Genomic DNA, 23945 nt, shown 5'->3' with positions numbered 1-23945 from the left:
CCCCGACATGGGCTTCCACGCAATACTTTGCGTGACACTAGTGCGAGCCAATGCTGGCCGCAACCCTGATGCCGTCAGTCTACCCTGGGATAAATCATCAGCCGGAAGCATTCGCCCGGCGGCGATATGGAATCGGCAGTCAGCCAACGAGTAGTGGACGAACGCCCTGCATTTGAAAGATAGGGTTTATAGCGCCGAAAAGATATGATCCAAACGATTCGAAGCGAGACAGCGCAGCCAGGGTTGTGGCGGCGATTGTGAGGTAAAAAGGGGTTTGAGACGCATGTCTCAAGAAACGAACAGCGATCTTTATCCAGAACCGATCATTGCGAATACCAAGTCGAACAAGGCGGGTCTGCGCCTCGTCATCCTCGGTGTGCTGCTCGTCGGCGTTTCGATCCTCTACTTCATTTACCGGGACCAGTTGGGGCAACAGTTCCTTCTTGGACTGCTCGGCACGCTGGCCATGACCGGCGTTTTCTATCTTTTCGGCTCGGCGATCAACGTAATCCAGTTTACCCCGCGTGGCACGAGCGACGAACTGACACGCGCCTTTGTCGATACGCTGCCCGAAGGCACCGTCGTTTGCGACCAGAAGGGGCGCATCGTCTACGCAAACCGCGCCTATGCGCAATTGACGGGTGTCACCAACTCCAATGATGTCCGCCCGATCGAACATATTCTTTCCGGGGAAGCTGCCGCCTCAGATCCCATCTACCGTCTCGCCAATGCCGTGCGCGACGGGATTTCCGGGCAGGAAGAACTCAGGCTGTCGCGTCCTCTCGATCCGTCGCGCGAACCGGTCCCGACCTGGTACCGCATCAAGGCGCGCCCCGTCGCCGGCATTCCTGACCAGACCGCTCCGGTCTATGCCTGGCAGATCGCCGATATTTCGGCCGAGCGCGCCGAGCAGGAACGCTATTTCCAGGACATTCAGGAAGCGATCGACCATCTCGACCATGCGCCTGCCGGTTTCTTCTCGGCCGATCCTGACGGGCGCATCATCTACATCAACGCGACGCTCGCCGAATGGCTCGGCGTCGATCTGACGCGGTTCACACCGGGATCGATGATGGTTCGCGAGATCGTCGCCGGCAACGGCATGGCGCTGATCAATGCGGTCAAGACCGAGCCCGGCACCAGCCGCAATACAGTGATTGACCTCGACCTTGCCAAGGCCAACGGCCAGAGTCTCGCCGTGCGCTTTTATCACCGCGTACAGGTGCAGCGCGACGGAAGGCGGGGCCCGAGCCGCACCATCGTTCTCAACCGCGCCGAAGGCGAGGACAACTCGGCCGCGTTGCGCGCAGCGGAAGTGCGGTTCACGCGCTTCTTCAATTCCGCGTCGATGGCAATTGCCGCCGTCGATGCCACAGGCAAGATCCTGCGTACCAATGCGCGGTTCCTCGGTCTGTTCGCGCCAATCGTCGACCGTGACGACATCGACCGGCGCATCCCGCTGGAGACTGTGGTGCACGAGCGCGACCGCGAAGCCTTTGACCGGGCACTTGCGGCTGCATTTGCCGGTCAGGCCGAGATTTCGCCTGTCGATACGGTCGTTCCAGGCAATGAGGAACGCCATTTGCGTTTCTACATCAGCCCGGTGTTCGATGCGGGATCGGAGGACGGCGCCGAGGAAGCCGCCATCGTTTCGGTCGTCGAGACGACGGAACAAAAGGCACTCGAGGCCACAATGGCCCAGAGCCAGAAAATGCAGGCCGTAGGCCAGCTTGCCGGCGGCATCGCCCACGATTTCAACAATGTGTTGACCGCCATCATCATGTCGTCGGACCTGCTCCTGTCCAATCACCGCGCGTCCGATCCGTCCTTCGCCGACATCATGAACATCAAGCAGAATGCCAACCGCGCCGCATCGCTGGTGCGCCAGCTTCTCGCTTTCTCGCGCCGTCAGACCCTGCGGCCGGAGGTTCTCAACCTCACCGACGTGATTGCCGATGTGCGCATGCTGCTGACGCGGCTTGCCGGCACGCAAGTAAACCTCAAGATCGAGCACGGCCGAGACCTTTGGCCGGTACGGGCCGATCTTGGCCAGTTCGAGCAGGTGGTCGTCAACCTGACGGTCAATGCACGCGATGCGATGCCGGATGGCGGCGACCTTATCATCCGCACCCGCAATGTCGGCGAGGCCGAATCCGCCGAGCTCAATTACCGTGATCTCATTCCGGGGGACTACGTGCTGGTCGAGGTTGCCGACAGCGGCACCGGCATGCCGCCGGAGGTGATCGCCAAGATCTTCGAGCCGTTCTTCACCACAAAAGAGGTGGGCAAGGGGACGGGCCTCGGCCTTTCCATGGTCTACGGCATCATCAAGCAGACCGGCGGTTCGATCCACTGCGAATCCGAACCCGGCAAGGGCACGATCTTCCGCATATTCCTGCCGCGCTATGTGGAGGAGAAGCAGGCCGCGACCGTCAATGCCGATGGCGAGGTGATCGCCGCCGAAGCGCCGAAGCGCGAGAAGAAGGCGGAGAAGGCGACCGACCTTTCAGGCTCTGCCACGGTTCTCCTCGTCGAGGACGAGGATGCGGTGCGCATGGGCGGGCTGCGTGCGCTGCAGTCGCGCGGCTATACGGTGCACGAGGCTTCCAGCGGCGTCGAGGCGCTGGAAGTAATGAAGGAACTGGGCGGCAAGGTCGATATTATCGTGTCGGACGTGGTGATGCCGGAAATGGACGGGCCGACGCTGTTGCGCGAACTGCGCAAGGAATATGGCGACATAAAATTCATCTTCGTGTCGGGATATGCCGAGGATGCCTTTGCCCGCAATCTGCCCGAGGATGCAAAGTTCGGATTCCTGCCGAAGCCGTTCTCATTGAAACAGCTCGCGACGGCCGTCAAGGAGATGCTGGAGGGCGAGTAGGGAAGTAGGGAAGTGGGGACCCCCCTTCCTGGTCAGTCGACAGCGGGGCTTAAACCACGCACCAACGTCATTCTGCCCCGTCCTTATTCTCGAATTACTACCGTCACCCTGGGCCACGTCCGCCAGCCGCCTAGGGCCATAATTCGCACACCGCCTGCGTCATCCTTGTCCCGAGGACCCACCTTGCCTCGTTTCCCGCTGGATAATCGATCCTCGGGATGAGCCAAAGTAGACAGTCGCGCGGATGCGCGAATCCTAGCTTTCCAATCCGTCGAACAACGCCGTGGAAAGATAACGTTCGGCGAAAGACGGGATGATCACAACGATGTTCTTGCCCGCATTTTCCGGGCGCTTGCCGATCTCGATCGCCGCCGTCAGCGCGGCGCCGGAGGAGATACCGACCGGGACGCCCTCAAGCCGGGCCACGAGACGCGCATTGGCAAAGGAATCCTCATTGGAGACCTGGATCACCTCGTCGTAGATATGCGTGTCAAGCACAGCAGGGGCAAACCCTGCGCCGATGCCCTGGATCTTGTGCGGACCGGGATTGCCGCCGGAAAGCACCGGCGAATCCTTTGGCTCGACCGCAACAATCCGGACTTCCGGCTTGCGCTGCTTCAGCACCTGGCCGACTCCCGTGATCGTGCCGCCCGTGCCGATGCCGGCGACGAAGATATCGACCTTGCCTTCGGTATCGTTCCAGATTTCTTCGGCGGTGGTGCGACGATGGATTTCAGGGTTGGCCGGATTGTCGAACTGCCCCGGAATAATCGCATCGGGCGTCGTTTCGACGAGCTCATTGGCCTTGGCAATCGCGCCCTTCATCCCCTTGGCACCTTCGGTAAGCACAAGCTCGGCGCCAAGCAGCTTCAACATCTTGCGCCGCTCGACCGACATGGTTTCCGGCATGGTCAGGATCAGGCGGTACCCCTTCGCGGCGGCGGCAAAGGCAAGCGCAATGCCGGTATTGCCGGATGTAGGCTCGACGAATGTCGTCTTGCCCGGCGTCGCTTTGCCTTGCGCCTCAAGCGCTTCAATGAGCGCGACGCCGATACGATCCTTGACGCTGGCGATGGGGTTGAAGAATTCGAGCTTGGCGAGAAGATTGGCGCCCACGCCCTTTTCCTTGGCGAGCTTGTCGAGCCGGATGATGGGTGTATCGCCAATCGTATCCACGATCGAATTGTAGATGCGGCCACGGCCCGGCTTGCGCGCGTCATTGTTGCTCATTGATGAACTCCCATCCTGGATTGCGTCGTTGGGCCGATCTTATGGGGCAGCGGCGGAATTTCCTAGTCGAAGCCGTTCGGTCGACGCATCCTCATTGGAAAATCCTGCCATTATCGCGCGAAAACTGGAAAATCATTCCAGTCAGGAAGCGCGCCCGGCGATCGCAAGCGCTGCTCCGGCCATGAAGGCGGCGGCAGTCCGGTTTAGCCGCTTCAACGCACGGGGCGATGCAAGGAGGCCGCGCGCCCTTGCTGCAAGGGCGAGGTAAGGAATCAGCACGACCAGCAACACCAGGACGGTAATCGTCGCCAATATCGAATAATCGGCGAGGGTGACAGCGTGAAGATCAACCAGCGTCGGCGTCAGGGCGATATAGAACAGCATCGTCTTTGGATTGCCGAGCGTGACGGTAAGTCCCGAAAGAACGCTTGCAGCCGGCCCGCCGCGGCTTTTCTTCGCCTCGATCTTTTCTGCGGAAATACCTGCGGACCAGAGACCCCAAGCAAGATAGGCGAGGTAGGCAACGCCGGCCCATTTGATGATGAGGAAGACTGTTCCAAAAGTCTGCGCCACCATGGCGAGGCCTAGGACCACTGCGGTAAGGTAGGTAAGGTCCCCGATAATGAGCCCGATCGACATGAACAGCGCGGAGCGAAAGCCGGAACCGAGCGCCCGTGCGATCAGTGCGGTGAGGCCCGGGCCGGGTATGGCCGCGGCGATGGCAAGAGCGCCCGAATAGGCGACAAAACCGGCAAGCGTCATGTTAAGTCCTGGGTGATTGCGACCGAACGGACCATATCCGTGTGGTTTCTCTCTGTCCATTGAAAGGCCCGCGCGGACTTGAACAATGACGCTGGAAACTATAGTTTAGAATTATTCTAAATTAGGATGTTGTCATGCTCAGCCGGTTCTTCTCCCATCGCCGCCATTCGCTCGAATCGCTCACCGAACAGGAGATTCTCGCGCTTGCCATTTCGTCAGAAGAGGACGATGCGCGAATTTACCTCGCCTATGCGGATGGGTTGCGCGAGAATTTTCCCGACAGCGCCAAAGTGTTTGAAGACATGGCCGAGGAGGAAAACCGTCACCGGCAAGTGCTGATCGAGCTGCATCAGGAGCGCTTCGGCAACCAGATCCCGCTCATTCGCCGGGAGCATGTGCGCGGTTATATCGAGCGCCGGCCCGATTGGCTGATGCGTCCGCTTGGCATCGACAAGGTGCGCGAGATGGCCGAGAAAATGGAGGAGCAAGCCTACAGATTTTATACCGAGGCGATCAAACTTGTCAGCGATGCCTCGACCCGCAAGCTGCTTGGCGATCTTGCCATTGCGGAAAAGGCCCATGAATCGCTGGCGCACCGGCTTGGTCTGAGACATACGCCCGACGCGGTTCAGGACGCGGAAAAGCAAACGGAGCGCCGCCAGTTCATACTGACCTATATCCAACCCGGGCTTGCCGGTCTGATGGATGGTTCCGTTTCAACCCTGGCGCCGATCTTCGCGGCGGCCTTTGCCACGCAGGACACCTGGCAGACCTTTCTGGTCGGTCTCTCGGCCTCGCTTGGCGCCGGCATTTCCATGGGGTTCACCGAGGCCGCCCATGATGACGGCAAGCTCTCCGGTCGCGGATCGCCGCTGAAACGCGGCCTTGCCAATGGGTTGATGACGGCGATCGGCGGTCTCGGTCATGCCTTGCCTTACCTGATCCCCGATTTCTGGACAGCCACCACTGTCGCTGCCCTCGTCGTCTTCGTTGAGCTTTGGGCCATTGCCTATATCCAGCATCGCTTCATGGAGACGCCCTTCTTCCGCGCGGCGATCCAGGTAGTCCTTGGAGGCAGCCTTGTGCTCGCGACGGGTATCTTGATCGGCAATGCGTGATCGAACGTAGGGACAAGCCCGAAGCGGTCGCAATGCTTTAAAAGGGGCATTCTCGCGGCAATATCCGTTGCAAAAACGTCTTTTTGCCCAAGTGGTTAAGGCTAATAATTGATGAATTTATCGGTCTTTAACCAATGGCATTCAGGAGCTGTTCATATTTATGAGTTAAATTTTAGCTAATTGATCGCTACCGGTTCGCCCGGCAGCCAAAATGCAAGAGACCAGACATGATGACCATGATTATCCAGCTGCGCGATACGCTTCGCGTCGTCCGCGAGTTCATTGTGCCGAGCTACCGGCCCGAACGCCACTATATGCGTGGTCCAGGACCGGCATGCGCCGAGCGCAATCACGGACAACGGGCCTAGGCATGATGGTAAGCCCGCGCATCAGACGGAGCCTCATCACGGGCTCTGAGGCCGTAGTCACGCACAACGGACGCAATCCGCAGCCGATAGTCGGCAAAGATCCCACCACGGCCGTCGCGTTGGGCAAGGCGATGTTCCTCGGTCTGGCGCCAAGCCGCCACTGACGCTTCGTCGCGCCAGAAGGAAAGGGAAAGGTAGCGGTTCGCGTTGGCAAGGCTGCGAAAACGTTCCACAGAGATGAACCCGTCCATCGTCTCCAGCAGCGGACGCAGATCCGCTGCCCGATCAAAATAATCCCCGGAGCGGCCCTCTGCCGGTTCGACCTCGAAAATCACTGCAATCATCGGATCAGTTCCTTCCCGTTCAATCCGGAAACGTGAGTGAGAAACGTGCGATCCTCGCGGCGGATGAATTTCCTCTCCATTGAGAACGCATAGTTCGCACGGCCGACCGGATCGTCCCGCAGCCTGGCACGGTAGGCCTCGTAGGCTGCGAGGCTTTCAATATTGTAGATACCGTAGGCCAGGGTAGCAGAACCTTCATGCGGGGCGAAATAACCGATCAGGTCGGCGCCGCAGCGCGGGATCGCCTCATTCCAGTTGCGGGCATATTCTTCGAATGCACCCCTTTGATAGGGATCGATTTCGTATTTGATAATGCAGGTGATCGCCATTTCTCTCGCTCCATCGCGTTTCTAACCGGCCATCAACATAGGCCGCGAAGGCGGCTTGATACTTCGGCCGTTTTCGAAGCATTGTCGTCAGGGGCAAAGCAAATTAGGGCAAGATGGCGTAAGGAAGATGCGATGTCGAACAACGCGAAATTTGCCGAAATTGCAGCGCTGGCGGGAGATCCCGGGCGCGCAAGCATGCTGAACGGCTTGATGGACGGACGCGCGCTGACGGCATCGGAACTCGCGCAACTCGCCGGGATCACCGCGCAGACCGCGAGCAGCCACCTGACACGCATGACCGACGCCGGATTGCTGGCGGTGGAAAAGCAGGGACGGCATCGCTACCACCGCCTGGCATCGCCCGCCGTGGCGCAGATGATCGAGAGCATCATGCGCATTGCGGCGCCGGGCGTCGCTGCCAAGCCCGTTCGAACAGGGCCGCGCGACGCAGCCTTGCGGGCAGGGCGAACGTGTTACGATCATCTGGCCGGCCATCTCGGCGTCGCAATCACCGACGCGCTGGTTGACGCGGGTCACCTCGAGCTCGGCCTCGACGCCGGCGAGGTGACGGAGAGCGGGCGCGCGCTGCTTGACCGCGCCGGTATCGACATTGCGGCCTTGACCGCAGCCCGTGGCCGTATTCTCTGCCGGCCCTGCCTCGACTGGAGCGAAAGACGCCCGCATCTAGCCGGGGCCATCGGCGCGGCTCTCTGCAGCCATTGCTTCGAACGCGGCTGGATCAGGCGCGTGGACGGGACGCGGGCCGTAACCGTCACGCCGAACGGGCAAAGGCAGCTGCGTGAGACGTTCGGCGTCAGCCTTTCCTAGATGTGACGCGTAATCCCGCCATCGACACGGATATTCTGCCCGGTGATATAGCCAGCATCGTCCGATAGCAGGAAAGCGGCCGTCTTGGCGATTTCGTTCATCGTGCCGACGCGCTTCATCGGGACCTTTTCGGCAGTCTCCGGCTTGTGGTCCAGACTGTCGATGAAGCCCGGGAGCAACGCGTTCATACGGATATTATCGGCGGCATAACGGTCCGAATAAAGCTTGGTATAGGCGCCTACCGCGGCGCGATAGGCGCAGGATACTGGAAAGACCAGGCTTGGCTCGAAGGCCGCGAAAGTCGTGATGTTCACGAAGGCCCCCTTGCCTTGCTTGAGCATGTAGGGCGTCACCAGCCGCGCCATGCGCACGACGCTCAGCACCATCAGGTCGTTGCCAATCGCCCATTTATCGTCGGTGATGTCGAGAAGATCGCCCTTCGGCGGATGTCCCGTGTGATTGACCACGGCATCGACACGGCCGTATGCCTCCACGGTTTGTGCGACCAGCGCCTCGAGATCGCTGGCTTCGCCAGCGGACCCTTTCAGACCGATCGCGCCAAGTTCGCCTGCAAGCTCGACGGCGCTGCCTGAGGGCGACATCAGGCCGAGGCGGTAGCCGCGGCCATGCAGTTCGCGCGCGATGGCGGCGCCCATGCCGCGTCCTCCGCCGGTGATGATTGCAACAGGAGCTTCTTGTGATTGCGTCATGGTTCTCGCCTTTATTCTCGAATGGTGGCGAGCATCATTGATTGTCCTCATGGACGCAATTGAATTCAGGATGCAAAGGCTGTCAAATTTTTTGAAGAACGTTGAGAAAATGAGTCAAAAGTCGAATTGAAATCTGACGACATATAGCGAGAGATGTCACTACTTCTTAAGTTAGTCCGGCCATTCCTCGGCCAACCAATCCCGCGATGTGTGGATGACCCGCAAGACGGCTATAACCTCTTGCCCGCCGTGGCTCTTGATCTCATAGGCTATGATGTAGGGCAGGCGGGCAACGGACTTTTCATAGCTACCTGTGACCCGGCCCGGCCTTCCGGTCGCAAACTCGCCAAGTCCGTTGCCCACCTGCTCGATCGCATCCGCTACCCTTTCAACAGCAAGCGGGTTGTCAGCGGCCACGAATTGCAGAATGTCGAGGTAATCGTGCCGTGCGTCGGCCGACCAGATGACCCGCCTCATTCTTACGAGGCTTTTTTACGCTTCGCGTCCGCGATGATCTGGCGGGCTTCCGCCATCACCTGTTCATGGGGCACGACACGGCCGGCCGCAACATCGGCCATGCCGCGCTTGATGCCGTCGATGATTTCAAGCTCGCGATCAACATAGGCGGCGACAGCTTCGCCGGCGAGGAACGATTTGCTCCGTTGCGTGTCGGCCGCTATCCGGTCGAGCTTTTCTTTCACATCGGGCCGAACCCGAATCGTCATGGTAGTGCTGGTGGTCATGAAACTTGCCTCCCTCATGTGTTGGATTGTGTACACCCTAGCACGTTTTCTTAGGCGCTGCCATCGTGCTTTCTAGTGTATCGATGCGGCCTGGCTTTAAGCCCCACGCGCCGTCATGCCGTGCCTTCACAAAATCAGTTCGACCTTAGTCTAAAGGCCGCCAGCCAAGTCGCGAGGATGGCTGTATAGGTGCGTCCATCACGCATTTTTGGCCTCCCATATTTTGCCCGAATCGCTTGTATAGTCCGCGCCACATCCAAACGGGGACTTGATTCGATGATGAAGAAATTTGCCATCAGCTGCCTGGCAGCGACCTTTCTGGCGGGCTGCACGACGACGGACCCCTATACGGGTGACCAGAAGATGTCGAACACCGCCGGCGGCGCCTTGATCGGAACGGCAGCAGGTGCGCTCGCCGGTTTTGCCATTGGCGGCGGCAGCGGCAAGTCGGGTCGAAATGGCGCGCTGATCGGTGCAGGCATCGGTGCGCTCAGTGGCGGCGCGATCGGCAACTACATGGACCGCCAGGAAGCGGAGTTGCGCGCGCAGCTTCAAGGGACCGGCGTCTCGGTGACCCGGAATGGCGACCGGATCATTTTGAACATGCCGTCGAACATTACCTTCAACACCGACCAGGATCAGGTGAAGCCGGAGTTCTACCCGACGCTCAGTTCCGTCGCTGTGGTCCTGCGCAAATTCAACCAGACTATCGTCGATGTCGCCGGCCATACGGATTCCACCGGTAGCCTGCAGCATAACGAGCTTCTCTCTGAGCGCCGGGCGCTTTCCGTATCCAACTACCTGACCCAGCAGGGCATCGACAACCGCCGCTTCGACGTACGCGGCTTCGGCCCCTCGCAGCCGGTCGCAACGAACGCGACCGAAGCCGGGCGCGCCCAGAATCGCCGCGTCGAAATTCAGATCGCGCCGCTTACCTGATAGCGAGCGCCACGGCGATCCTCGCGGCAAAGCGCGCATTGTTCTCGACGAGTGCGATGTTCGCCTTGAGGCTCTCACCCTTGGTGATGTCGAGAATTTCGGAAAGTAGATATGGCGTCACGGCCTTGCCGGTGACGCCATCTTTCGTGGCGCGTGCGATCGCCTCGCTGATATAGCCCGCCATTCTCTCCGCTGGAATTTCGTCCGCTGCCGGAATGGGATTGGCGATCAGCATGCCGCCGTTGACGCCGATGGCTTCGCGTGCCCGCTGAAACCCGGCGATTGCCTCGGCTGAGTCGAGCCGCAGCGGCGCCTTGATCGGCGATTGGCGCGACCAGAAGGCGGGAAGCACATCGGCGCCATGGACGACGACAGGAACGCCCTTGGTTTCAAGCACTTCCAGCGTCTTTTCGATATCGAGAATGGCCTTGGCCCCGGCGGAGACGACGATGACCGAGGTTCGACCGAGTTCTTCAAGGTCGGCCGATATATCGAAACTCAATTCTGCGCCCTTGTGCACGCCGCCGATGCCGCCCGTGGCAAAAACCTTGATGCCAGCAAGATGCGCGGCAAGCATGGTGGCTGCAACCGTCGTGCCACCAGTGCGTCCTTCGGCGAGCGCGAAGGCAAGGTCGGCGCGCGACAGCTTCATGGCGCCCTTCACCTGCGCGAGCGCTTCACGTTCATTGGCGGAGAGCCCGATCTTGAGCCGGCCGTCGACAATGGCAATCGTCGCTGGAACAGCGCCTTCTTCCGCAATGATGGCCTCGACATCCGCGGCCATGCGGCTGTTGTCGGGATAGGGCATGCCATGAGTGATGATTGTGCTTTCCAGCGCGACAACCGGCTTGCCCGCATCAAGTGCCTGCTCGACCTCGGGGGCAATATCGGTAAAGGGATTGAGGGTCATGTCGGCTCCTTTGATCAACGCAGCAGGGTCGCATCGGGTATCAAGGAAAGCGCTGCGTCGAATTCCTCGGGGGTAAAGATCGGGCTGGCGGAATGTGTCTTCAATGTCAGCATCGACGCGGTCATACCTTGACGGACTGCCTCGTGAAACGCGACACCTTGCATCAGCCCGGCAATCGTTCCGCCGGCAAGCGCGTCACCTGCGCCGGTCACATCAGCAATCCCGTCGACGCCAGGCGGTTCGAGTGTATAGGCTAGATCGTTATGGTAGGCGAGGGTGGGACCGGCGCCATTGCTGATGACGGCGACTTGAAGGCCCGCCGCGCGCAACGCTGCGCAGATTTCCTTTAGCTCCGCCGATTGGCCAAGGCCGGTCAGGGCCAATGCTTCACGGCGGTTCATGAAAAGGCAGTTGAGATTGCCAAGGATCGTGCGCAGGCGCACCGCCTTTGCCGGGGATATCGCCAGGGCATAGATCGGCCGATGTTCCGCAAGGCCCGCAAGCCTTTCCAGCGCATCGGCCGGAAGGTTGGCATCACAAAATATGGCGTCGGCCGCTGCCACGGCATCGCGCACCTTCCGCCGGCGCAGTTGCCGGGGGAGCGCGACTTCATAAAGCGCCATGTCGGCGATTGCGGCGACGACATCGCCATGTTCGTCGAGGATTGCCGTATAGCTCGGCGTCGCCCGGTCCATGAAGACGACGGAGCTATCGATGATGCCGGCTGACTCGATCGCTGCGCTAATCGTCTCGCCGATACGGTCGCCGCCGCGTATGGACAGGAGTTCAGCTGCGATGCCGCGCTGCATCGCCAGCCTTAACGCATTGAAGACACCGCCGCCCGGCTCTTCGCGCATGATACCGGGGTTTGAAGCGCCGGGCACAAACGGTACTGTGCTTTGGCCGCGCCGGTCGAGATGGGCGCCGCCAACAGCAAAGAGCAGCGGTTTGTTGCCTGACGTCATGGGTGATTGCTTGTCCGATTTAAAACCACGGATTGAAGGGCTGGCGTTGCGCTACTTCTCTAAAGTGTCAGTCGGACAGGCGCAATAATCCGGCCGATTCGATTTTCGCAACTTCGGTTTGTCCGGCAACGCCTGGAAACAGCGGAAAGCTTGCCTGACAGCATGTCTGCCCGTACAAGAACATTTTACGAACATTTTGAAGTTATGTGTTTATTTCAATAACTTATGTCTATTGCAAAATGAGAACAAAACAGATACAAATAAGTTCATCAGAAGCGACATCCGGACTTCATGCACAACACAGGGGTAGTGTAACATGGCTCAAAATTCATTGCGGTTGGTTGAGGGTAATTCGGTGGATAAAACGAAAGCGCTGGATGCGGCATTGTCCCAGATCGAGAGGGCCTTTGGAAAGGGCTCGATCATGCGGCTTGGCCGCAACGAGCAGGTTGTGGAGATCGAAACGGTTCCGACCGGCTCGCTGTCGCTCGATATTGCCCTTGGCGTCGGCGGATTGCCGAAAGGCCGCATCGTCGAGATTTACGGGCCTGAAAGCTCAGGTAAGACCACGCTTGCCCTGCATACGATCGCCGAAGCCCAGAAGAAGGGCGGCATTTGCGCCTTTGTCGACGCTGAGCACGCGCTCGACCCCGTCTATGCCCGCAAGCTTGGCGTTGATCTTGAGAACCTTCTGATCTCGCAGCCGGATACGGGCGAGCAGGCGCTTGAAATTACCGATACGCTGGTGCGATCCGGCGCCATCGACGTTCTCGTCGTCGATTCCGTTGCGGCGCTGACGCCCCGGGCGGAAATCGAGGGCGAGATGGGCGATTCCCTGCCGGGTCTGCAGGCCCGCCTGATGAGCCAGGCGCTGCGCAAGCTCACCGCATCGATTTCCCGTTCCAATTGCATGGTCATCTTCATCAACCAGATCCGTATGAAAATCGGTGTGATGTTCGGTTCGCCAGAAACGACGACGGGCGGCAATGCGCTGAAGTTCTATGCATCTGTTCGCCTCGATATCCGCCGCATCGGATCGCTCAAGGAGCGTGACGAGGTCGTTGGCAACCAGACGCGCGTCAAGGTCGTCAAGAACAAGCTGGCGCCGCCCTTCAAGCAGGTCGAGTTCGACATCATGTATGGCGAGGGCGTCTCCAAGACGGGCGAGCTGGTCGATCTTGGCGTCAAGGCCGGCATTGTCGAAAAATCTGGTTCATGGTTCTCCTATAATTCGCAGCGCCTCGGCCAGGGCCGCGACAACGCGAAACTGTTCCTGAAGGAGAATCCGGAAATAGCCAATGAGATCGAACTGGCGTTGCGCCAGAATGCCGGTCTCATTGCCGAGCAGATGCTCGACAAGAATGTCGGAGAAGTAGAGGACGACGAACCCGACGCCGCCGAAGGCTGAGCCGCCTCTAGATATTGACTGAGGATTTGAGACCCGCGGCCGGTGACGGCTGCGGGTCTTATCATTTTGCCTTGGCCAATTCCCTGGCCGGTCGCGCTTTGGCTTGGCCAATTCCCTGGCCGGTCGCACCTCGCGGCAATAGGGATTTTCTGGACAGCACGCAGCCCTGTCGCTACAAGCGTTTCGTTCCGCTCCTTCGCTAAGAATGGGGCTAATTCCATTTGGATATAAGAAGTCAGAAGGCAAGCAGCATGAGTGGCGTCAACGAGATCCGGTCGACATTTCTGAACTATTTCAAGAAGAACGGCCATGAGATCGTGGCGTCGAGCCCGCTCGTGCCGCGCAATGACCCGACGCTGATGTTCACCAATGCGGGCATGGTGCAATTCAAGAATGTTTTCACCGGCATCGAGCACCGTCCCTATAACCGGGCGACGACATCGCAGAAATGCGTGCGCGCCGGTGGCAAGCACAATGACCTCGACAATGTCGGCTATACGGCGCGTCACCACACCTTCTTTGAAATGCTCGGCAATTTTTCCTTTGGCGATTACTTTAAGGAAGAGGCGATCTCGCTTGCGTGGAACCTGATCACCAAGGAGTTCGGGCTTCCAAAGGACAAGCTGACGGTCACCGTCTACCACACCGACGATGCAGCAGCCGGATTCTGGAAGAAGATCGCCGGGCTTCCGGAAGAGAAAATCATCCGCATCGCTACGAGCGATAATTTCTGGGCGATGGGCGATACGGGTCCATGCGGTCCGTGCTCGGAAATCTTCTACGATCACGGTTCTGAAATCTGGGGCGGCCCTCCCGGCAGCGCCGATGAGGATGGCGACCGTTTCATCGAAATCTGGAACCTCGTCTTCATGCAGTTCGAGCAGGTGACGAAGGAGCAGCGCATCGATCTGCCGCGCCCATCGATCGATACCGGCATGGGCCTCGAGCGCCTTGCCGCTGTGCTTCAGGGCAAGCACGACAATTACGACATCGATCTATTCCAGACGCTGATCCACGCATCCGAGGAGGCAACGGGAGTAAAGGCCGAGGGTAAGTTCCGCGCCAGCCACCGGGTTATTGCCGATCACCTGCGCTCCTCAAGCTTTCTTATCGCTGATGGCGTGTTGCCGTCGAACGAGGGTCGCGGCTATGTGCTGCGCCGCATCATGCGCCGCGCCATGCGTCATGCGCAGCTCCTTGGCGCACGCGAGCCTCTGATGTGGCGGCTGTTGCCGGCGCTGGTGCGCGAAATGGGCCAAGCCTATCCCGAACTCGTGCGTGCCGAAGCATTGATCTCGGAAACGCTCAAGCTTGAAGAAAAGCGCTTCCGCAAGACCCTCGATCGCGGGCTCGGCCTCCTCGGCGAAGCGACCGAATCCCTCGGTGAGGGCGACAAGCTCGATGGCGAGACCGCGTTCAAGCTTTACGACACCTATGGTTTCCCGCTCGACCTGACGCAGGATGCGCTGCGCCAGCGCGGCATCGGCGTCGACACGGAAGCCTTCGATGCGGCCATGGAAAGGCAGAAAGCCGAGGCGCGCGCGAGCTGGGCGGGTTCCGGGGATGCGGCGACCGAGACCGTATGGTTCTCGGTTCGCGACAAGGTCGGTGCCACTGAATTTCTCGGTTATGAGACCGAGCAGGCTGAAGGCGTCATAACCGCGCTCGTTGAGAACGGTGCCAGCGTCGAAACGGCGGGCGAAGGCGATGCTGTGGCCGTCGTTGTCAACCAGACGCCTTTTTATGGCGAATCCGGCGGACAGCAGGGCGATACCGGAACGATCACCGGCGACGGCCTTGTCATCGAGATCAGCGATACGCAGAAGAAGAATGACGGCGTCTTCGTCCATATCGGCAAGGTGATGAAGGGAACGGCGAAGGTCGGTGCCCCGGTCGAACTTATCGTCGACAAGGCGCGCCGCACCCGTATCCGCTCCAACCATTCGGCAACCCACCTGTTGCATGAGGCGCTGCGCGAAACGCTCGGAACCCATGTTGCCCAGAAGGGCTCGCTTGTTGCCCCCGACCGGCTGCGTTTCGATTTTTCGCACCCGAAGCCGATTTCCGACAAGGAACTCGCGGCAATCGAAGACATTGCCAATGAGATCGTGTTGCAGAACGCGCCGGTATCGACGCGCCTCATGGCGGTCGACGATGCGATTGCCGAAGGCGCTATGGCGCTCTTCGGTGAAAAATACGGCGATGAGGTTCGCGTCGTCTCCATGGGCACGGCTGTGCGAGGCGACAAGGCCGGAAAAAGCTACTCCACCGAGCTTTGCGGCGGCACGCATGTACGCGCCACGGGTGATATCGGGCTTATTCGCGTGGTCTCTGAAGGCGCTGTCGCTGCTGGCGTGCGCCGCCTCGAGGCGCTGACCGGAGAAGCTGCGCGGCGCTATCTCGAGGAGCAGGACGACCGCGTCAAGGCGATCGCGTCGGTTCTGAAGGCGACGCCGGCTGATGCGCTGGCCCGGGTGACGGCGCTGGTCGATGAACGCCGCAAGCTCGAACGCGAGCTTACCGAAGCCCGTAAGCAATTGGCTCTTGGAAGCGGTTCTTCCGGAGCCGCAGGCGGCGCGCCGGAGACGGTCAACGGTGTAGGCTTCATCGGCAAGGTGGTGAGCGGCGTCAATCCGCGCGACCTGAAGCCGCTCGCCGATGATGCCAAGAAGAGCGTCGGCTCGGGGGTCGTCACCTTCGTCGGCGTCTCCGAAGATGGCAAGGCGAGTGCGGTTGTCGGGGTCACCGAGGATTTGATCGGCAAGTACAGCGCCGTCGATCTTGTCCGCATTGCATCCGCCGCTCTTGGCGGCGCGGGCGGCGGCGGCCGTCCCGACATGGCCCAGGCCGGGGGCCCGGATGGCGGAAAAGCCGAAGACGCGATTTCGGCCGTCCGCCAGGCGCTCGGCGCCTAGATTCGCGTACCCGGTCATGCTGCTGTATGACCGGGCCAACTCGCCGCTATGCGTATTATACTTATTGGAAATAGTACTGCGTTGGAACGTACTTGTTCTTTCAAGCGTTGCGTGATGTAATGCTTGAATAGTATTTTGATTATTAAGTTTTTGGCTTGGTATAGACACTAAATTCGAGTGACTATTGCGGAAGCGCCGACCGATCTTGGCCGGTATTGAAGTTTTATTATTTGTTGTGACGGTCGACCGTTGCTTTACGTCTGACACATGGTTTGAGGCGGGTCCCTATGAAACGGGGGTGTCGCGTTTGTGTTGACGGCCGTGCTTGTCGCACTAAACGGATGCCAGTCGGCGGGCGTTGTTAAGGACGTGCGTATGGGGGCGGTTACCCTCATCGGTTTGGAGATGTCTGCCGCGCATATCGTGTTTGAAAGAGTTCAAAGATTGTATGCAAAATATCCGCAGCGGTCTTTCAGAAGGTGCTGGAGCACAAGAGCAGGTTCGCTGCGGTTGCTGCCGCTTTGACCTTTACTGCCGCTCCAACTCTGCCGCAGCGGCGGCTAGTCCACCTCGGCAAAACGCGGTCGGGACCGGGGAAGCGGGTTCAGGCAACGAAAGCTAGCGCCGTGCTTACTCCTCGCGCGGCGCCTGTGCAGCCGCGATATGCATGGGCGCTATCGTATAGCTGTTGAGGCCGGCGAGTACGGTCGGGTCGTTGTCGCCGAAGCGGACCGCTTCCGCATGATCATTTACCTCAAGAAGAGCGAGCCCGAAGCTGCCGTCGGGCTCATGCACCGGGCCATAGGCAAGGACAAAGCCCTCGTTGAAACATTCCTGCACATAGCTTGCGTGCTGGCGCATCAGCTCTTGCTCGTCATCGTCCATGTCGTCCGCAAAGGTCGGCCGTGGCGGGATCAGGCGGAAAAAGAACTGCTGCTTGCTCATCTTCGGTCCCCTCGGGTGATCATAGCATCACGCATAATACCCAAAACAGCGCTTTTTGGCGCGCCATTTTCGCATCGCTCATTCGCGAAGCGCACAAACAAAAAGAGCTCCGGTTTTCACCGGAGCTCTTAGCATTGATGCTTTCAGATGGCTTAGGCAGCCATCGCCTTCGACAGGTTTTCATTGATCTTGTCGAGGAAGCCGGTGGTCGACAGCCAGGGCTGATCCGGACCGATCAGGAGCGCGAGGTCCTTGGTCATGTAACCGGCTTCGACTGTGTCGACGCAGACCTTCTCCAGCGTGTGGCTGAAGCGCTCGAGCTCGGCATTGCCATCGAGCTTGGCGCGATGCGCAAGGCCGCGGGTCCAGGCAAAGATCGAAGCGATCGAGTTGGTCGATGTTTCTTCACCCTTCTGGTGCTGGCGATAGTGGCGGGTCACGGTGCCGTGGGCAGCTTCCGCTTCCACCGTCTTGCCATCCGGCGTCATCAGAACCGAGGTCATCAGGCCGAGCGAGCCGAAGCCCTGCGCGACGATATCGGACTGCACGTCGCCGTCATAGTTCTTGCAGGCCCAGACATAGCCGCCGGACCACTTCAGCGCGGAAGCAACCATGTCGTCGATCAGGCGATGCTCGTAGAAGATCTTCTTTTCGGCAAACTTCGCCTTGAATTCTGCCTCGTAAACTTCCTGGAAGATGTCCTTGAAGCGGCCGTCATAGGCCTTGAGGATGGTGTTCTTGGTCGACAGATAGCAGGGAACGCCGCGATTATAGGCATAGTTGAACGAAGCGTGGGCGAAATCACGGATCGATTCGTCGAGATTGTACATCGCCATCGCAACACCGGCGCCGGGCGCGTCATAGACCTCGTGCTCGATCGTCTGGCCGTCTTCGCCGACAAATTTGATCGTCAGCTTGCCCTTGCCCGGGAACTTGAAGTCGGTCGCGCGGTACTGGTCGCCGAAGGCATGACGGCCGACGATGATCGGCTGCGTCCAGCCCGGAACGAGGCGCGGAACGTTCTTGGCAATGATCGGCTCGCGGAAGATGACGCCGCCGAGAATGTTGCGGATCGTGCCGTTGGGCGATTTCCACATCTTCTTCAGGCCGAATTCCTCGACTCGCTGCTCATCCGGCGTGATCGTCGCGCACTTGACGCCGACACCATACTCCTTGATGGCATTGGCCGCATCGACCGTCACCTGATCATTGGTGGCATCGCGGTGCTCGATCCCGAGGTCGTAATATTTCAGATCGATATCCAGGTAAGGATGGATCAGCTTTTCCTTGATATATTGCCAGATGATGCGGGTCATCTCGTCGCCGTCAAGCTCGACGACCGGATTTGCAACCTTGATCTTTGCCATGGATAGTCAGCCTCTATTTTGCTGGGTGTGGGAATGTCAGCATCGGTTTTCAGTGAGGGTTCGCGCCCCTATAGCATCGGGATCGCCGAACGCAAAGCTGCCGACCAGCCATGCCGTTATTTTAAGTCAGGATTGCCCATCAAAAGATCGCGCGTTATGACGGCGGCAATATCAGCAGGAACAAGAGATGGCCGGTACAGATAGACAACGCACGCTTATTGCCGAAGGCCCGGCAATTATTCTCGTTGAACCGCAATTGCCCGAGAACATCGGCATGGTGGCGCGCGCCATGGCCAATTTTGGCCTGGCCGAACTGCGGCTCGTCAAGCCGCGCGAGGAATTTCCCAACGAGAAGGCGCGCTCCGCGGCGAGCAGGGCGGACCACATCATCGATGCGGCGCAGGTTTTCGAGGATCTGCCTTCTGCCATCAAGGATCTGAATTTCGTCTATGCAACGACGGCGCGCGAGCGTGATGCGTTCAAGCAGGTGCGGGGGCCGGTGGAAGCGGGCGTGGTGCTGCGCCAGCGCTTCAACCGCGGCGAGCGAACCGGAATTCTTTTCGGGCGCGAGCGCATCGGCCTCAATAATGACGAAGTCAGCCTTGCCGATGAATTGGTGACGTTTCCGGTCAATCCGGCATTCTCGTCGCTCAACATTGCCCAGGCGGTCCTGCTCATGTCCTATGAATGGATGAAATCCGGCCTCGAGAAACATACCGATACCGCCTTTCGCGGCCCCGAGCTTGCGCCGGCGCCCAAGGATCAGTTGCAGGGCTTCTTCAATCATCTGGAAGAAGCGCTGCAGGCGAGGGGATATTTCCGGCCGATGGCCCGCAAGGAGATCATGGTCAATAACCTGCGCGGCGTCCTCACCCGGCCGGGTTTTTCGGATTCGGAGCTGAAGCTCCTGCGCGGCGTCCTTGTCTCTCTCGACTTCTTCAGCCCCGATACGCCGCGCGGCGCCGGAGCGCCGGAAGGGCGCAAGCGGGCAAAGCCGATCGATGAGCCGGCTAATGAAAGGCCGACTGACGATGAATGAGCGGGTCGCCGACCGACCGATCCTTGTCTTCGACAGCGGCATTGGCGGCCTCACCGTTCTGCGCGAGGCGAGGGTTCTGATGCCAGACCGGCGCTTTGTCTATATCGCGGATGATGCCGGCTTTCCCTACGGCGATTGGGAGGAGGCGGCCTTATGCGAGCGCATCGTTGAACTCTTCGGTGGACTGATCGCGAAATTCGACCCCGAAATCGCAATCATCGCCTGCAATACGGCATCGACGCTCGTGCTCGACGATCTGCGCAGAGCCTATCCGGGCGTCCCCTTTGTCGGAACGGTACCGGCCATCAAGCCAGCCGCCGAGCGGACTTCGTCGGGCCTCGTGAGCGTCCTTGCAACACCCGGAACGGTTCGGCGCGCCTATACACGCGACCTTATCCAGTCGTTTGCCTCGCAATGCCACGTGCGTCTTGTTGGCAGCCAGAGCCTGGCCCGCCTGGCGGAAGCCCATATTCGCGGGGAATTCGTCGACGATGCCGAAATCAGGCAGGAGATTGCCCCCTGCTTCTACGAACGGGACGGCAAGCGGACGGACATCGTCGTCCTCGCCTGCACCCATTATCCTTTCCTCGCAAACGTCTTTCGCCGGCTCGCTCCATGGCCGGTCGACTGGCTCGATCCCGCCGAGGCCATTGCTCGCCGTGGTCTTTCATTGCTCAAGGTCAACGGTACCGGCGAAGAACCCGAACACGGCGACGATTTTGCCATGTTCACATCGGGCAATCCAGATTTCTCCACGCGCCGCCTGATGCAGGGGTTCGGTCTCGACACCAATCTTGGATTGCAATTGGTTTCGGACGGCAACTCCGCCACTTTCGCCTAAAGCATAGGCCATGTTGCGCGGCGTTGAAAAAACGGGCGTGTTGAACTTTCGAATAATTGACCAGGCGTTACTGCGCTCCTAGGCTCGCGTTTATCGAGTTGCCATTGGTGATACCATTTGGGCGAAACATAACCGCGCCCATCTATTGCATTGGACTGGGAGTATTTTATGCGATCTGTCGAACTTCTATCGGGGATGATGTTGGCAATTGCCGCCAGCATCCTATTCTTCTCGCCTGCGAGTGCGGGCGAGAAACTGGGCTTCCCACCGCCCGATTCGCCTGGCACGGTGCGTACGCCGATGACGCCGCAGAACATTCAGAAGGAACTCGATCAGCGGTTGAAGAGGCAGTTCGAGGCGGCGGCCGGCCCCTCGGGCCGCTTGACCGCACAACAGGCAAAGGATGCCGGTTGGGGCTTCATCGCCGACCACTTTGATGAAATCAGCCGAGGCAATGGCGATACGGTCGGTCTCAACGAAATCCAATCGTTCATGGATGCCCGCTCCCCCGTGGCGCGGACTGCAGAGCCGAGCGTTGCCCCGAAGAAAAAAGGGAAAACCACCGAGCCACCAAAACCGGTGGACAATTCGCCAATCCAGATCATCGAATAAACAGGGCTGCCAATGAGGCGGCCCCTCTTCAATTCTCACTCTGCCTGAAAATGGTGGCGATAAAAGTGGAAGTGGTGGCGATAGTCCGTGCCGGACGGCATGACCCTCCGCGACACCTTCCAGTTCCATCGGTCGCTGCGCGCCGATCCTTCATTTGCAATATTCATAGCACCTGCGTGCCGGCGGGTTTTTTCACAGCGCTCCGCGCCCCCGCCGCCGAGACTGCCGATCAGATACAACGCTTTCCAATATCGCCGAGGGCTTTCGTGAGCATTATTCTGGGACTCGTCCTCTCTCGCCAAGAAAAGATCAAATCTTCAAAGCAGCGGCCAAGCGCCAAGGATCTCGCCCGCAAGTTTTGCCTGTTGGCGCGCAAGGAGCCGACTTTGGGACCGCTGGCTGTCATCACTGCCGAGGGTGATGACGGCAAGGCGAGGTCAAGTTGCTCGATCTTGCCGACGGACGAGGATGTGCATTTCTACCAAGACGGCGCCCGGGTTAATTTCTCGGCGGCGACGGTGGCAACCGGCCCGGGTTATCATGATTATCTCGTGGCCTTGCTGGACGAATTGGTCGAACAGGAAAAACTTGTTGTCACGCAGGATGAGGAATTCAGCGACGACACCCAGTATTGGATGGACCGAAATTACGATGTCCTCCAGACCCACATGAGCGTTTATTTCAACTCGGTCTCGAAAGTCGTCGTTGAGCGCAGCAGCGCCAGCAAGCACGGCCCGCTGTCGCTTTCCCTGTCAGCACGCGAAGCGCTTGATGTTTTCAAGGACCGGATCATGACAGTTCGCGGCCCACGCGACGTGGATTTCTTTGGCTTCAAGGGCGAGGCTGACAACTTTTTTCCCTGGTGGGATTTCGGCCTGCCCGCGCGGGCTGCTTTTGGACTGGCGGAGGCGATGTTGTGGCGCTCGTTCCCCTGGCGTGGCCCGATCGACCAGTATGAAGCGCTTTTCATTCAAGTGCTCTCGGAACTCATCAAGATCGCAAGGGAAGAACCACGCCTCGAGACAGACAAGAAGTTGAATGTCGCCGCATTTGAGACTGCGAGCCGGTCGAAGACGTGGCCGAGGCCGCCCGGCATGGGCTATCTGCGCTATCCACGACCGCAACCCTTTGACGATAATTGGTGGATAAGGCTGCCCGGACATTTCATTCTGGGCTGGAACGATCGTTTCAAACAGAATGTGTTCAAGAGTATCGGCTGCATCGTCGTGCCGGCCGCGACGACCATCGAACATGATGACCGCCGCCCGCCGGAGGGGTTTACCGGCAAGCTCGATGTTTCAGTCGTCAAGGACAAGCTCAGCTTTTACGGCATATGGAACTACAAGAAACAAGAAGACGGCAAGACCGATCAATGGCTCGAGGGCTGCGCCGTTGCGAGGGACGGTGTGACCTACCTTTTTATCCTGATGGACGACCCCGGTTTAAAGCAATGGGCGGTTGATACGCTGCTGTCGATCGAGCATCGCTAATGCAACCTCCTCAAGATGGCTTCGCGCCGCCAAGCTCCTTGCGGATGACCGGTGCGACTTCGGTCCCGTAAAGTTCGATAGCCTTCAGGGTGTTTATGTGTGGCAGGCTGCCGAGATCGATCTGCAGCATGAAGCGGTCATGCCTGAAATAGGTATGCTGCAGCATGATCTTGTCGATCACTTCCTGAGGCGAGCCGACAAGCAAGGCACCGCGCATGGTGCGGCCGGCTTCATACTGGGCGCGATTGCTCGGCGGCCAGCCGCGTTCGCGGCCGATCTTGTTCATCACGACTTCATAGGACGGCCAGTACTCGTCGGAGGCAGCCTGCGATGTCGCGGCAACATAACCGTGCGAGTTGATGCTGACCTTGAGTTTGTCCGGGGAATGGCCGGCCTTGGCTCCCGCCTCGCGGTAGAGTTCGACCAGCGGCGCAAAACGATGCGGCTCGCCGCCGATGATAGCGACGGCAAGCGGGAGACCGAGCGTTCCCGCGCGGATCACCGATTGCGGCGTCCCGCCCACGGCAATCCACACGGGCAGGGGATTTTGCAATGGGCGCGGATAGACGCCGAGATCGTTCAGAGAAGCGCGCAAATTGCCCTTCCAAGTTACACGCTCGCTGCCCCGCAGCTTGAGCAGAAGGTCGAGTTTCTCCGCAAAGAGTTCATCGTAGTCATTGAGATCATAACCGAAGAGCGGAAAGGATTCGATGAAGGAGCCCCGGCCGGCCATGATCTCGGCGCGCCCGGAGGAAATCAGATCGAGCGTCGCATACTCCTGAAATACCCGCACCGGGTCGTCGGAACTCAGCACCGTGACGGCACTCGTCAGGCGGATGTTCCGGGTGCGCGCCGCACCGGCTGCGAGAGCCACGGCCGGTGTCGAGATGACGAAGTCCGGCCGATGATGTTCGCCGATGCTAAAGACGTCGAGCCCTACCTGGTCGGCCAGTTCCATCTCCTCGAGGAGATTCTGCATGCGCTGGTGCGCGCTGATGGCGACGCCGGTTGCAGGGTCGGGACTCATCCCGGCAAATGTATAAATACCAAGTTCCATTTTTGACGCCTCGTTCAAACCTTGTCGCACAGGTAAGCACAGAAAGTGGTTCTGTGAAGAACGCACATCACGGTGTCCGAGGCACAAAAAGGATACTGGCGGGGCGCGTGGCGCCTGAAAGCAACGCCACGCACGCCGCGTGCG

Annotated in this window: 23 protein-coding genes; 11 read left to right on the top strand and 12 right to left on the bottom strand. The window is 59.4% G+C overall.

The annotated features are described in order from the left end of the window. Nucleotides 1-283 precede the first annotated feature (283 nt). Entirely contained in the window at nucleotides 284-2881 is a 2598-nt protein-coding gene (cckA, locus tag HQ945_RS09665) for a cell cycle histidine kinase CckA (protein ID WP_113280615.1), read from the top strand. A 255-nt stretch (nucleotides 2882-3136) separates the two neighbouring features. Here the strand turns inward: cckA and cysK are convergent, their stop codons facing one another. Then, nucleotides 3137-4111, bottom strand: a complete 975-nt coding sequence (gene cysK / locus HQ945_RS09660) for a cysteine synthase A (protein WP_113280616.1) — start codon at nucleotides 4109-4111, stop codon at nucleotides 3137-3139. A gap of 141 nt (nucleotides 4112-4252) precedes the next feature. Further along, complete coding sequence (locus HQ945_RS09655; RefSeq protein WP_027231660.1) at nucleotides 4253-4873, bottom strand: LysE family translocator; 621 nt, start codon at nucleotides 4871-4873, stop codon at nucleotides 4253-4255. A 134-nt stretch (nucleotides 4874-5007) separates the two neighbouring features. On the opposite strand from HQ945_RS09655, the gene mbfA reads away from it, so the two are divergent. Together mbfA and HQ945_RS09645 are read left to right on the top strand one after the other, a co-directional pair. Continuing rightward, a complete protein-coding gene (gene mbfA, locus HQ945_RS09650; protein WP_113280617.1) occupies nucleotides 5008-5991 on the top strand; it encodes an iron exporter MbfA in 984 nt (327 codons plus the stop codon). 227 nt (nucleotides 5992-6218) lie between these two features. Further along, entirely contained in the window at nucleotides 6219-6359 is a 141-nt protein-coding gene (locus tag HQ945_RS09645) for a hypothetical protein (RefSeq protein ID WP_153669021.1), read from the top strand. On the opposite strand, the gene HQ945_RS09640 is transcribed toward HQ945_RS09645, so the two are convergent. After that, nucleotides 6356-6703 carry an antibiotic biosynthesis monooxygenase family protein gene (locus tag HQ945_RS09640; RefSeq protein ID WP_091921944.1) on the bottom strand — a complete coding sequence of 116 codons (348 nt, stop codon included), beginning with the start codon at nucleotides 6701-6703 and terminating at the stop codon, nucleotides 6356-6358. The genes HQ945_RS09645 and HQ945_RS09640 overlap by 4 nt on opposite strands. Further along, a complete protein-coding gene (locus tag HQ945_RS09635; protein WP_174208053.1) occupies nucleotides 6700-7032 on the bottom strand; it encodes an NIPSNAP family protein in 333 nt (110 codons plus the stop codon). The genes HQ945_RS09640 and HQ945_RS09635 overlap by 4 nt, the downstream gene beginning before the upstream one ends. 132 nt (nucleotides 7033-7164) lie before the next feature. Between HQ945_RS09635 and HQ945_RS09630 the strand changes: the two genes are divergently transcribed. Next, the gene (locus HQ945_RS09630) at nucleotides 7165-7860 is read left to right on the top strand and encodes an ArsR/SmtB family transcription factor (protein WP_027231656.1); all 696 of its coding nucleotides are present in this window, start codon (nucleotides 7165-7167) and stop codon (nucleotides 7858-7860) included. On the opposite strand, the gene HQ945_RS09625 is transcribed toward HQ945_RS09630, so the two are convergent. From HQ945_RS09625 to HQ945_RS09615, 3 genes are all read right to left on the bottom strand, one after another. Continuing rightward, nucleotides 7857-8570, bottom strand: coding sequence for an SDR family oxidoreductase (locus HQ945_RS09625; protein ID WP_113280619.1), 714 nt, complete (start codon nucleotides 8568-8570; stop codon nucleotides 7857-7859). The genes HQ945_RS09630 and HQ945_RS09625 overlap by 4 nt on opposite strands. Nucleotides 8571-8741: 171 nt before the next feature. Then, a complete protein-coding gene (locus tag HQ945_RS09620; RefSeq protein ID WP_113280620.1) occupies nucleotides 8742-9047 on the bottom strand; it encodes a type II toxin-antitoxin system RelE/ParE family toxin in 306 nt (101 codons plus the stop codon). A gap of 2 nt (nucleotides 9048-9049) precedes the next feature. Then, a complete protein-coding gene (locus tag HQ945_RS09615) occupies nucleotides 9050-9313 on the bottom strand; it encodes a CopG family ribbon-helix-helix protein (protein ID WP_027231653.1) in 264 nt (87 codons plus the stop codon). Between the two features lie 276 nt (nucleotides 9314-9589). Here HQ945_RS09615 and HQ945_RS09610 point away from each other — a divergent pair, with 276 nt between their 5' ends. Next, on the top strand, nucleotides 9590-10252 hold the full coding sequence (locus HQ945_RS09610) for a YiaD family glycine zipper/OmpA-like lipoprotein (RefSeq protein ID WP_091945527.1): 663 nt from the start codon (nucleotides 9590-9592) through the stop codon (nucleotides 10250-10252). Here the strand turns inward: HQ945_RS09610 and HQ945_RS09605 are convergent. Next, nucleotides 10245-11162, bottom strand: coding sequence for a pseudouridine-5'-phosphate glycosidase (locus HQ945_RS09605; protein WP_027231651.1), 918 nt, complete (start codon nucleotides 11160-11162; stop codon nucleotides 10245-10247). The genes HQ945_RS09610 and HQ945_RS09605 overlap by 8 nt on opposite strands. Nucleotides 11163-11176: 14 nt before the next feature. Then, nucleotides 11177-12127, bottom strand: a complete 951-nt coding sequence (locus HQ945_RS09600; RefSeq protein WP_027231650.1) for a carbohydrate kinase family protein — start codon at nucleotides 12125-12127, stop codon at nucleotides 11177-11179. A 316-nt stretch (nucleotides 12128-12443) separates the two neighbouring features. On the opposite strand from HQ945_RS09600, the gene recA reads away from it, so the two are divergent. Both recA and alaS read left to right on the top strand, forming a co-directional pair. Continuing rightward, nucleotides 12444-13535 carry a recombinase RecA gene (gene recA, locus HQ945_RS09595; RefSeq protein ID WP_027231649.1) on the top strand — a complete coding sequence of 364 codons (1092 nt, stop codon included), beginning with the start codon at nucleotides 12444-12446 and terminating at the stop codon, nucleotides 13533-13535. 251 nt (nucleotides 13536-13786) lie between these two features. Next, entirely contained in the window at nucleotides 13787-16450 is a 2664-nt protein-coding gene (alaS, locus tag HQ945_RS09590) for an alanine--tRNA ligase (RefSeq protein ID WP_113280621.1), read from the top strand. Nucleotides 16451-17080: 630 nt separating this feature from the next. Here alaS and HQ945_RS09585 read toward each other — a convergent pair. Together HQ945_RS09585 and HQ945_RS09580 are read right to left on the bottom strand one after the other, a co-directional pair. Continuing rightward, nucleotides 17081-17395: a YciI family protein gene (locus HQ945_RS09585; protein ID WP_027231647.1), complete on the bottom strand. Its 315-nt coding sequence runs from the start codon at nucleotides 17393-17395 to the stop codon at nucleotides 17081-17083. A 152-nt stretch (nucleotides 17396-17547) separates the two neighbouring features. Then, a complete protein-coding gene (locus tag HQ945_RS09580; protein WP_174208052.1) occupies nucleotides 17548-18762 on the bottom strand; it encodes an NADP-dependent isocitrate dehydrogenase in 1215 nt (404 codons plus the stop codon). A 187-nt stretch (nucleotides 18763-18949) separates the two neighbouring features. Here HQ945_RS09580 and HQ945_RS09575 point away from each other — a divergent pair, with 187 nt between their 5' ends. The 4 genes from HQ945_RS09575 (at nucleotide 18950) to HQ945_RS09560 (ending at nucleotide 22744) form a co-directional block, all read left to right on the top strand. Then, nucleotides 18950-19801 (top strand): RNA methyltransferase, encoded by an 852-nt coding sequence (locus tag HQ945_RS09575; RefSeq protein ID WP_174208051.1) that lies wholly within the window; start codon nucleotides 18950-18952, stop codon nucleotides 19799-19801. After that, complete coding sequence (gene murI / locus HQ945_RS09570) at nucleotides 19776-20642, top strand: glutamate racemase (RefSeq protein ID WP_246272636.1); 867 nt, start codon at nucleotides 19776-19778, stop codon at nucleotides 20640-20642. Before HQ945_RS09575 ends, murI begins: the two co-directional genes overlap by 26 nt. A 168-nt stretch (nucleotides 20643-20810) precedes the next feature. After that, nucleotides 20811-21254, top strand: a complete 444-nt coding sequence (locus HQ945_RS09565) for a hypothetical protein (RefSeq protein ID WP_162737176.1) — start codon at nucleotides 20811-20813, stop codon at nucleotides 21252-21254. Between the two features lie 266 nt (nucleotides 21255-21520). Then, a complete protein-coding gene (locus HQ945_RS09560; RefSeq protein ID WP_174208050.1) occupies nucleotides 21521-22744 on the top strand; it encodes a hypothetical protein in 1224 nt (407 codons plus the stop codon). A 10-nt stretch (nucleotides 22745-22754) separates the two neighbouring features. On the opposite strand, the gene HQ945_RS09555 is transcribed toward HQ945_RS09560, so the two are convergent. Further along, nucleotides 22755-23801 carry an LLM class flavin-dependent oxidoreductase gene (locus HQ945_RS09555; protein ID WP_174208049.1) on the bottom strand — a complete coding sequence of 349 codons (1047 nt, stop codon included), beginning with the start codon at nucleotides 23799-23801 and terminating at the stop codon, nucleotides 22755-22757. Nucleotides 23802-23945 lie beyond the last annotated feature (144 nt).

The organism is Phyllobacterium pellucidum (genome assembly GCF_013327855.1).
Lineage (GTDB): Bacteria > Pseudomonadota > Alphaproteobacteria > Rhizobiales > Rhizobiaceae > Phyllobacterium > Phyllobacterium pellucidum.
Note: the sequence above shows the minus strand (reverse complement) of the source record. Positions and strands in the feature narration are given on the sequence as shown.

Excerpts from the sequence above, each read along its gene's own strand:
- HQ945_RS09565 (WP_162737176.1), top strand. The coding sequence starts at position 20,811 with ATGCGATCTGTCGAACTTCTATCGGGGATGATGTTGGCAATTGCCGCC.
- murI (WP_246272636.1), top strand. The coding sequence starts at position 19,776 with ATGAAAGGCCGACTGACGATGAATGAGCGGGTCGCCGACCGACCGATC.
- alaS (WP_113280621.1), top strand. The coding sequence starts at position 13,787 with ATGAGTGGCGTCAACGAGATCCGGTCGACATTTCTGAACTATTTCAAG.
- HQ945_RS09610 (WP_091945527.1), top strand. The coding sequence starts at position 9,590 with ATGATGAAGAAATTTGCCATCAGCTGCCTGGCAGCGACCTTTCTGGCG.
- HQ945_RS09605 (WP_027231651.1), bottom strand. The coding sequence starts at position 11,162 with ATGACCCTCAATCCCTTTACCGATATTGCCCCCGAGGTCGAGCAGGCA.
- HQ945_RS09575 (WP_174208051.1), top strand. The coding sequence starts at position 18,950 with ATGGCCGGTACAGATAGACAACGCACGCTTATTGCCGAAGGCCCGGCA.
- HQ945_RS09630 (WP_027231656.1), top strand. The coding sequence starts at position 7,165 with ATGTCGAACAACGCGAAATTTGCCGAAATTGCAGCGCTGGCGGGAGAT.
- HQ945_RS09585 (WP_027231647.1), bottom strand. The coding sequence starts at position 17,395 with ATGAGCAAGCAGCAGTTCTTTTTCCGCCTGATCCCGCCACGGCCGACC.
- HQ945_RS09640 (WP_091921944.1), bottom strand. The coding sequence starts at position 6,703 with ATGATTGCAGTGATTTTCGAGGTCGAACCGGCAGAGGGCCGCTCCGGG.
- HQ945_RS09555 (WP_174208049.1), bottom strand. The coding sequence starts at position 23,801 with ATGGAACTTGGTATTTATACATTTGCCGGGATGAGTCCCGACCCTGCA.
- recA (WP_027231649.1), top strand. The coding sequence starts at position 12,444 with ATGGCTCAAAATTCATTGCGGTTGGTTGAGGGTAATTCGGTGGATAAA.
- cysK (WP_113280616.1), bottom strand. The coding sequence starts at position 4,111 with ATGAGCAACAATGACGCGCGCAAGCCGGGCCGTGGCCGCATCTACAAT.
- HQ945_RS09615 (WP_027231653.1), bottom strand. The coding sequence starts at position 9,313 with ATGACCACCAGCACTACCATGACGATTCGGGTTCGGCCCGATGTGAAA.
- HQ945_RS09625 (WP_113280619.1), bottom strand. The coding sequence starts at position 8,570 with ATGACGCAATCACAAGAAGCTCCTGTTGCAATCATCACCGGCGGAGGA.
- HQ945_RS09600 (WP_027231650.1), bottom strand. The coding sequence starts at position 12,127 with ATGACGTCAGGCAACAAACCGCTGCTCTTTGCTGTTGGCGGCGCCCAT.
- cckA (WP_113280615.1), top strand. The coding sequence starts at position 284 with ATGTCTCAAGAAACGAACAGCGATCTTTATCCAGAACCGATCATTGCG.
- HQ945_RS09620 (WP_113280620.1), bottom strand. The coding sequence starts at position 9,047 with ATGAGGCGGGTCATCTGGTCGGCCGACGCACGGCACGATTACCTCGAC.
- HQ945_RS09635 (WP_174208053.1), bottom strand. The coding sequence starts at position 7,032 with ATGGCGATCACCTGCATTATCAAATACGAAATCGATCCCTATCAAAGG.
- HQ945_RS09655 (WP_027231660.1), bottom strand. The coding sequence starts at position 4,873 with ATGACGCTTGCCGGTTTTGTCGCCTATTCGGGCGCTCTTGCCATCGCC.
- HQ945_RS09645 (WP_153669021.1), top strand. The coding sequence starts at position 6,219 with ATGATGACCATGATTATCCAGCTGCGCGATACGCTTCGCGTCGTCCGC.
- HQ945_RS09580 (WP_174208052.1), bottom strand. The coding sequence starts at position 18,762 with ATGGCAAAGATCAAGGTTGCAAATCCGGTCGTCGAGCTTGACGGCGAC.
- mbfA (WP_113280617.1), top strand. The coding sequence starts at position 5,008 with ATGCTCAGCCGGTTCTTCTCCCATCGCCGCCATTCGCTCGAATCGCTC.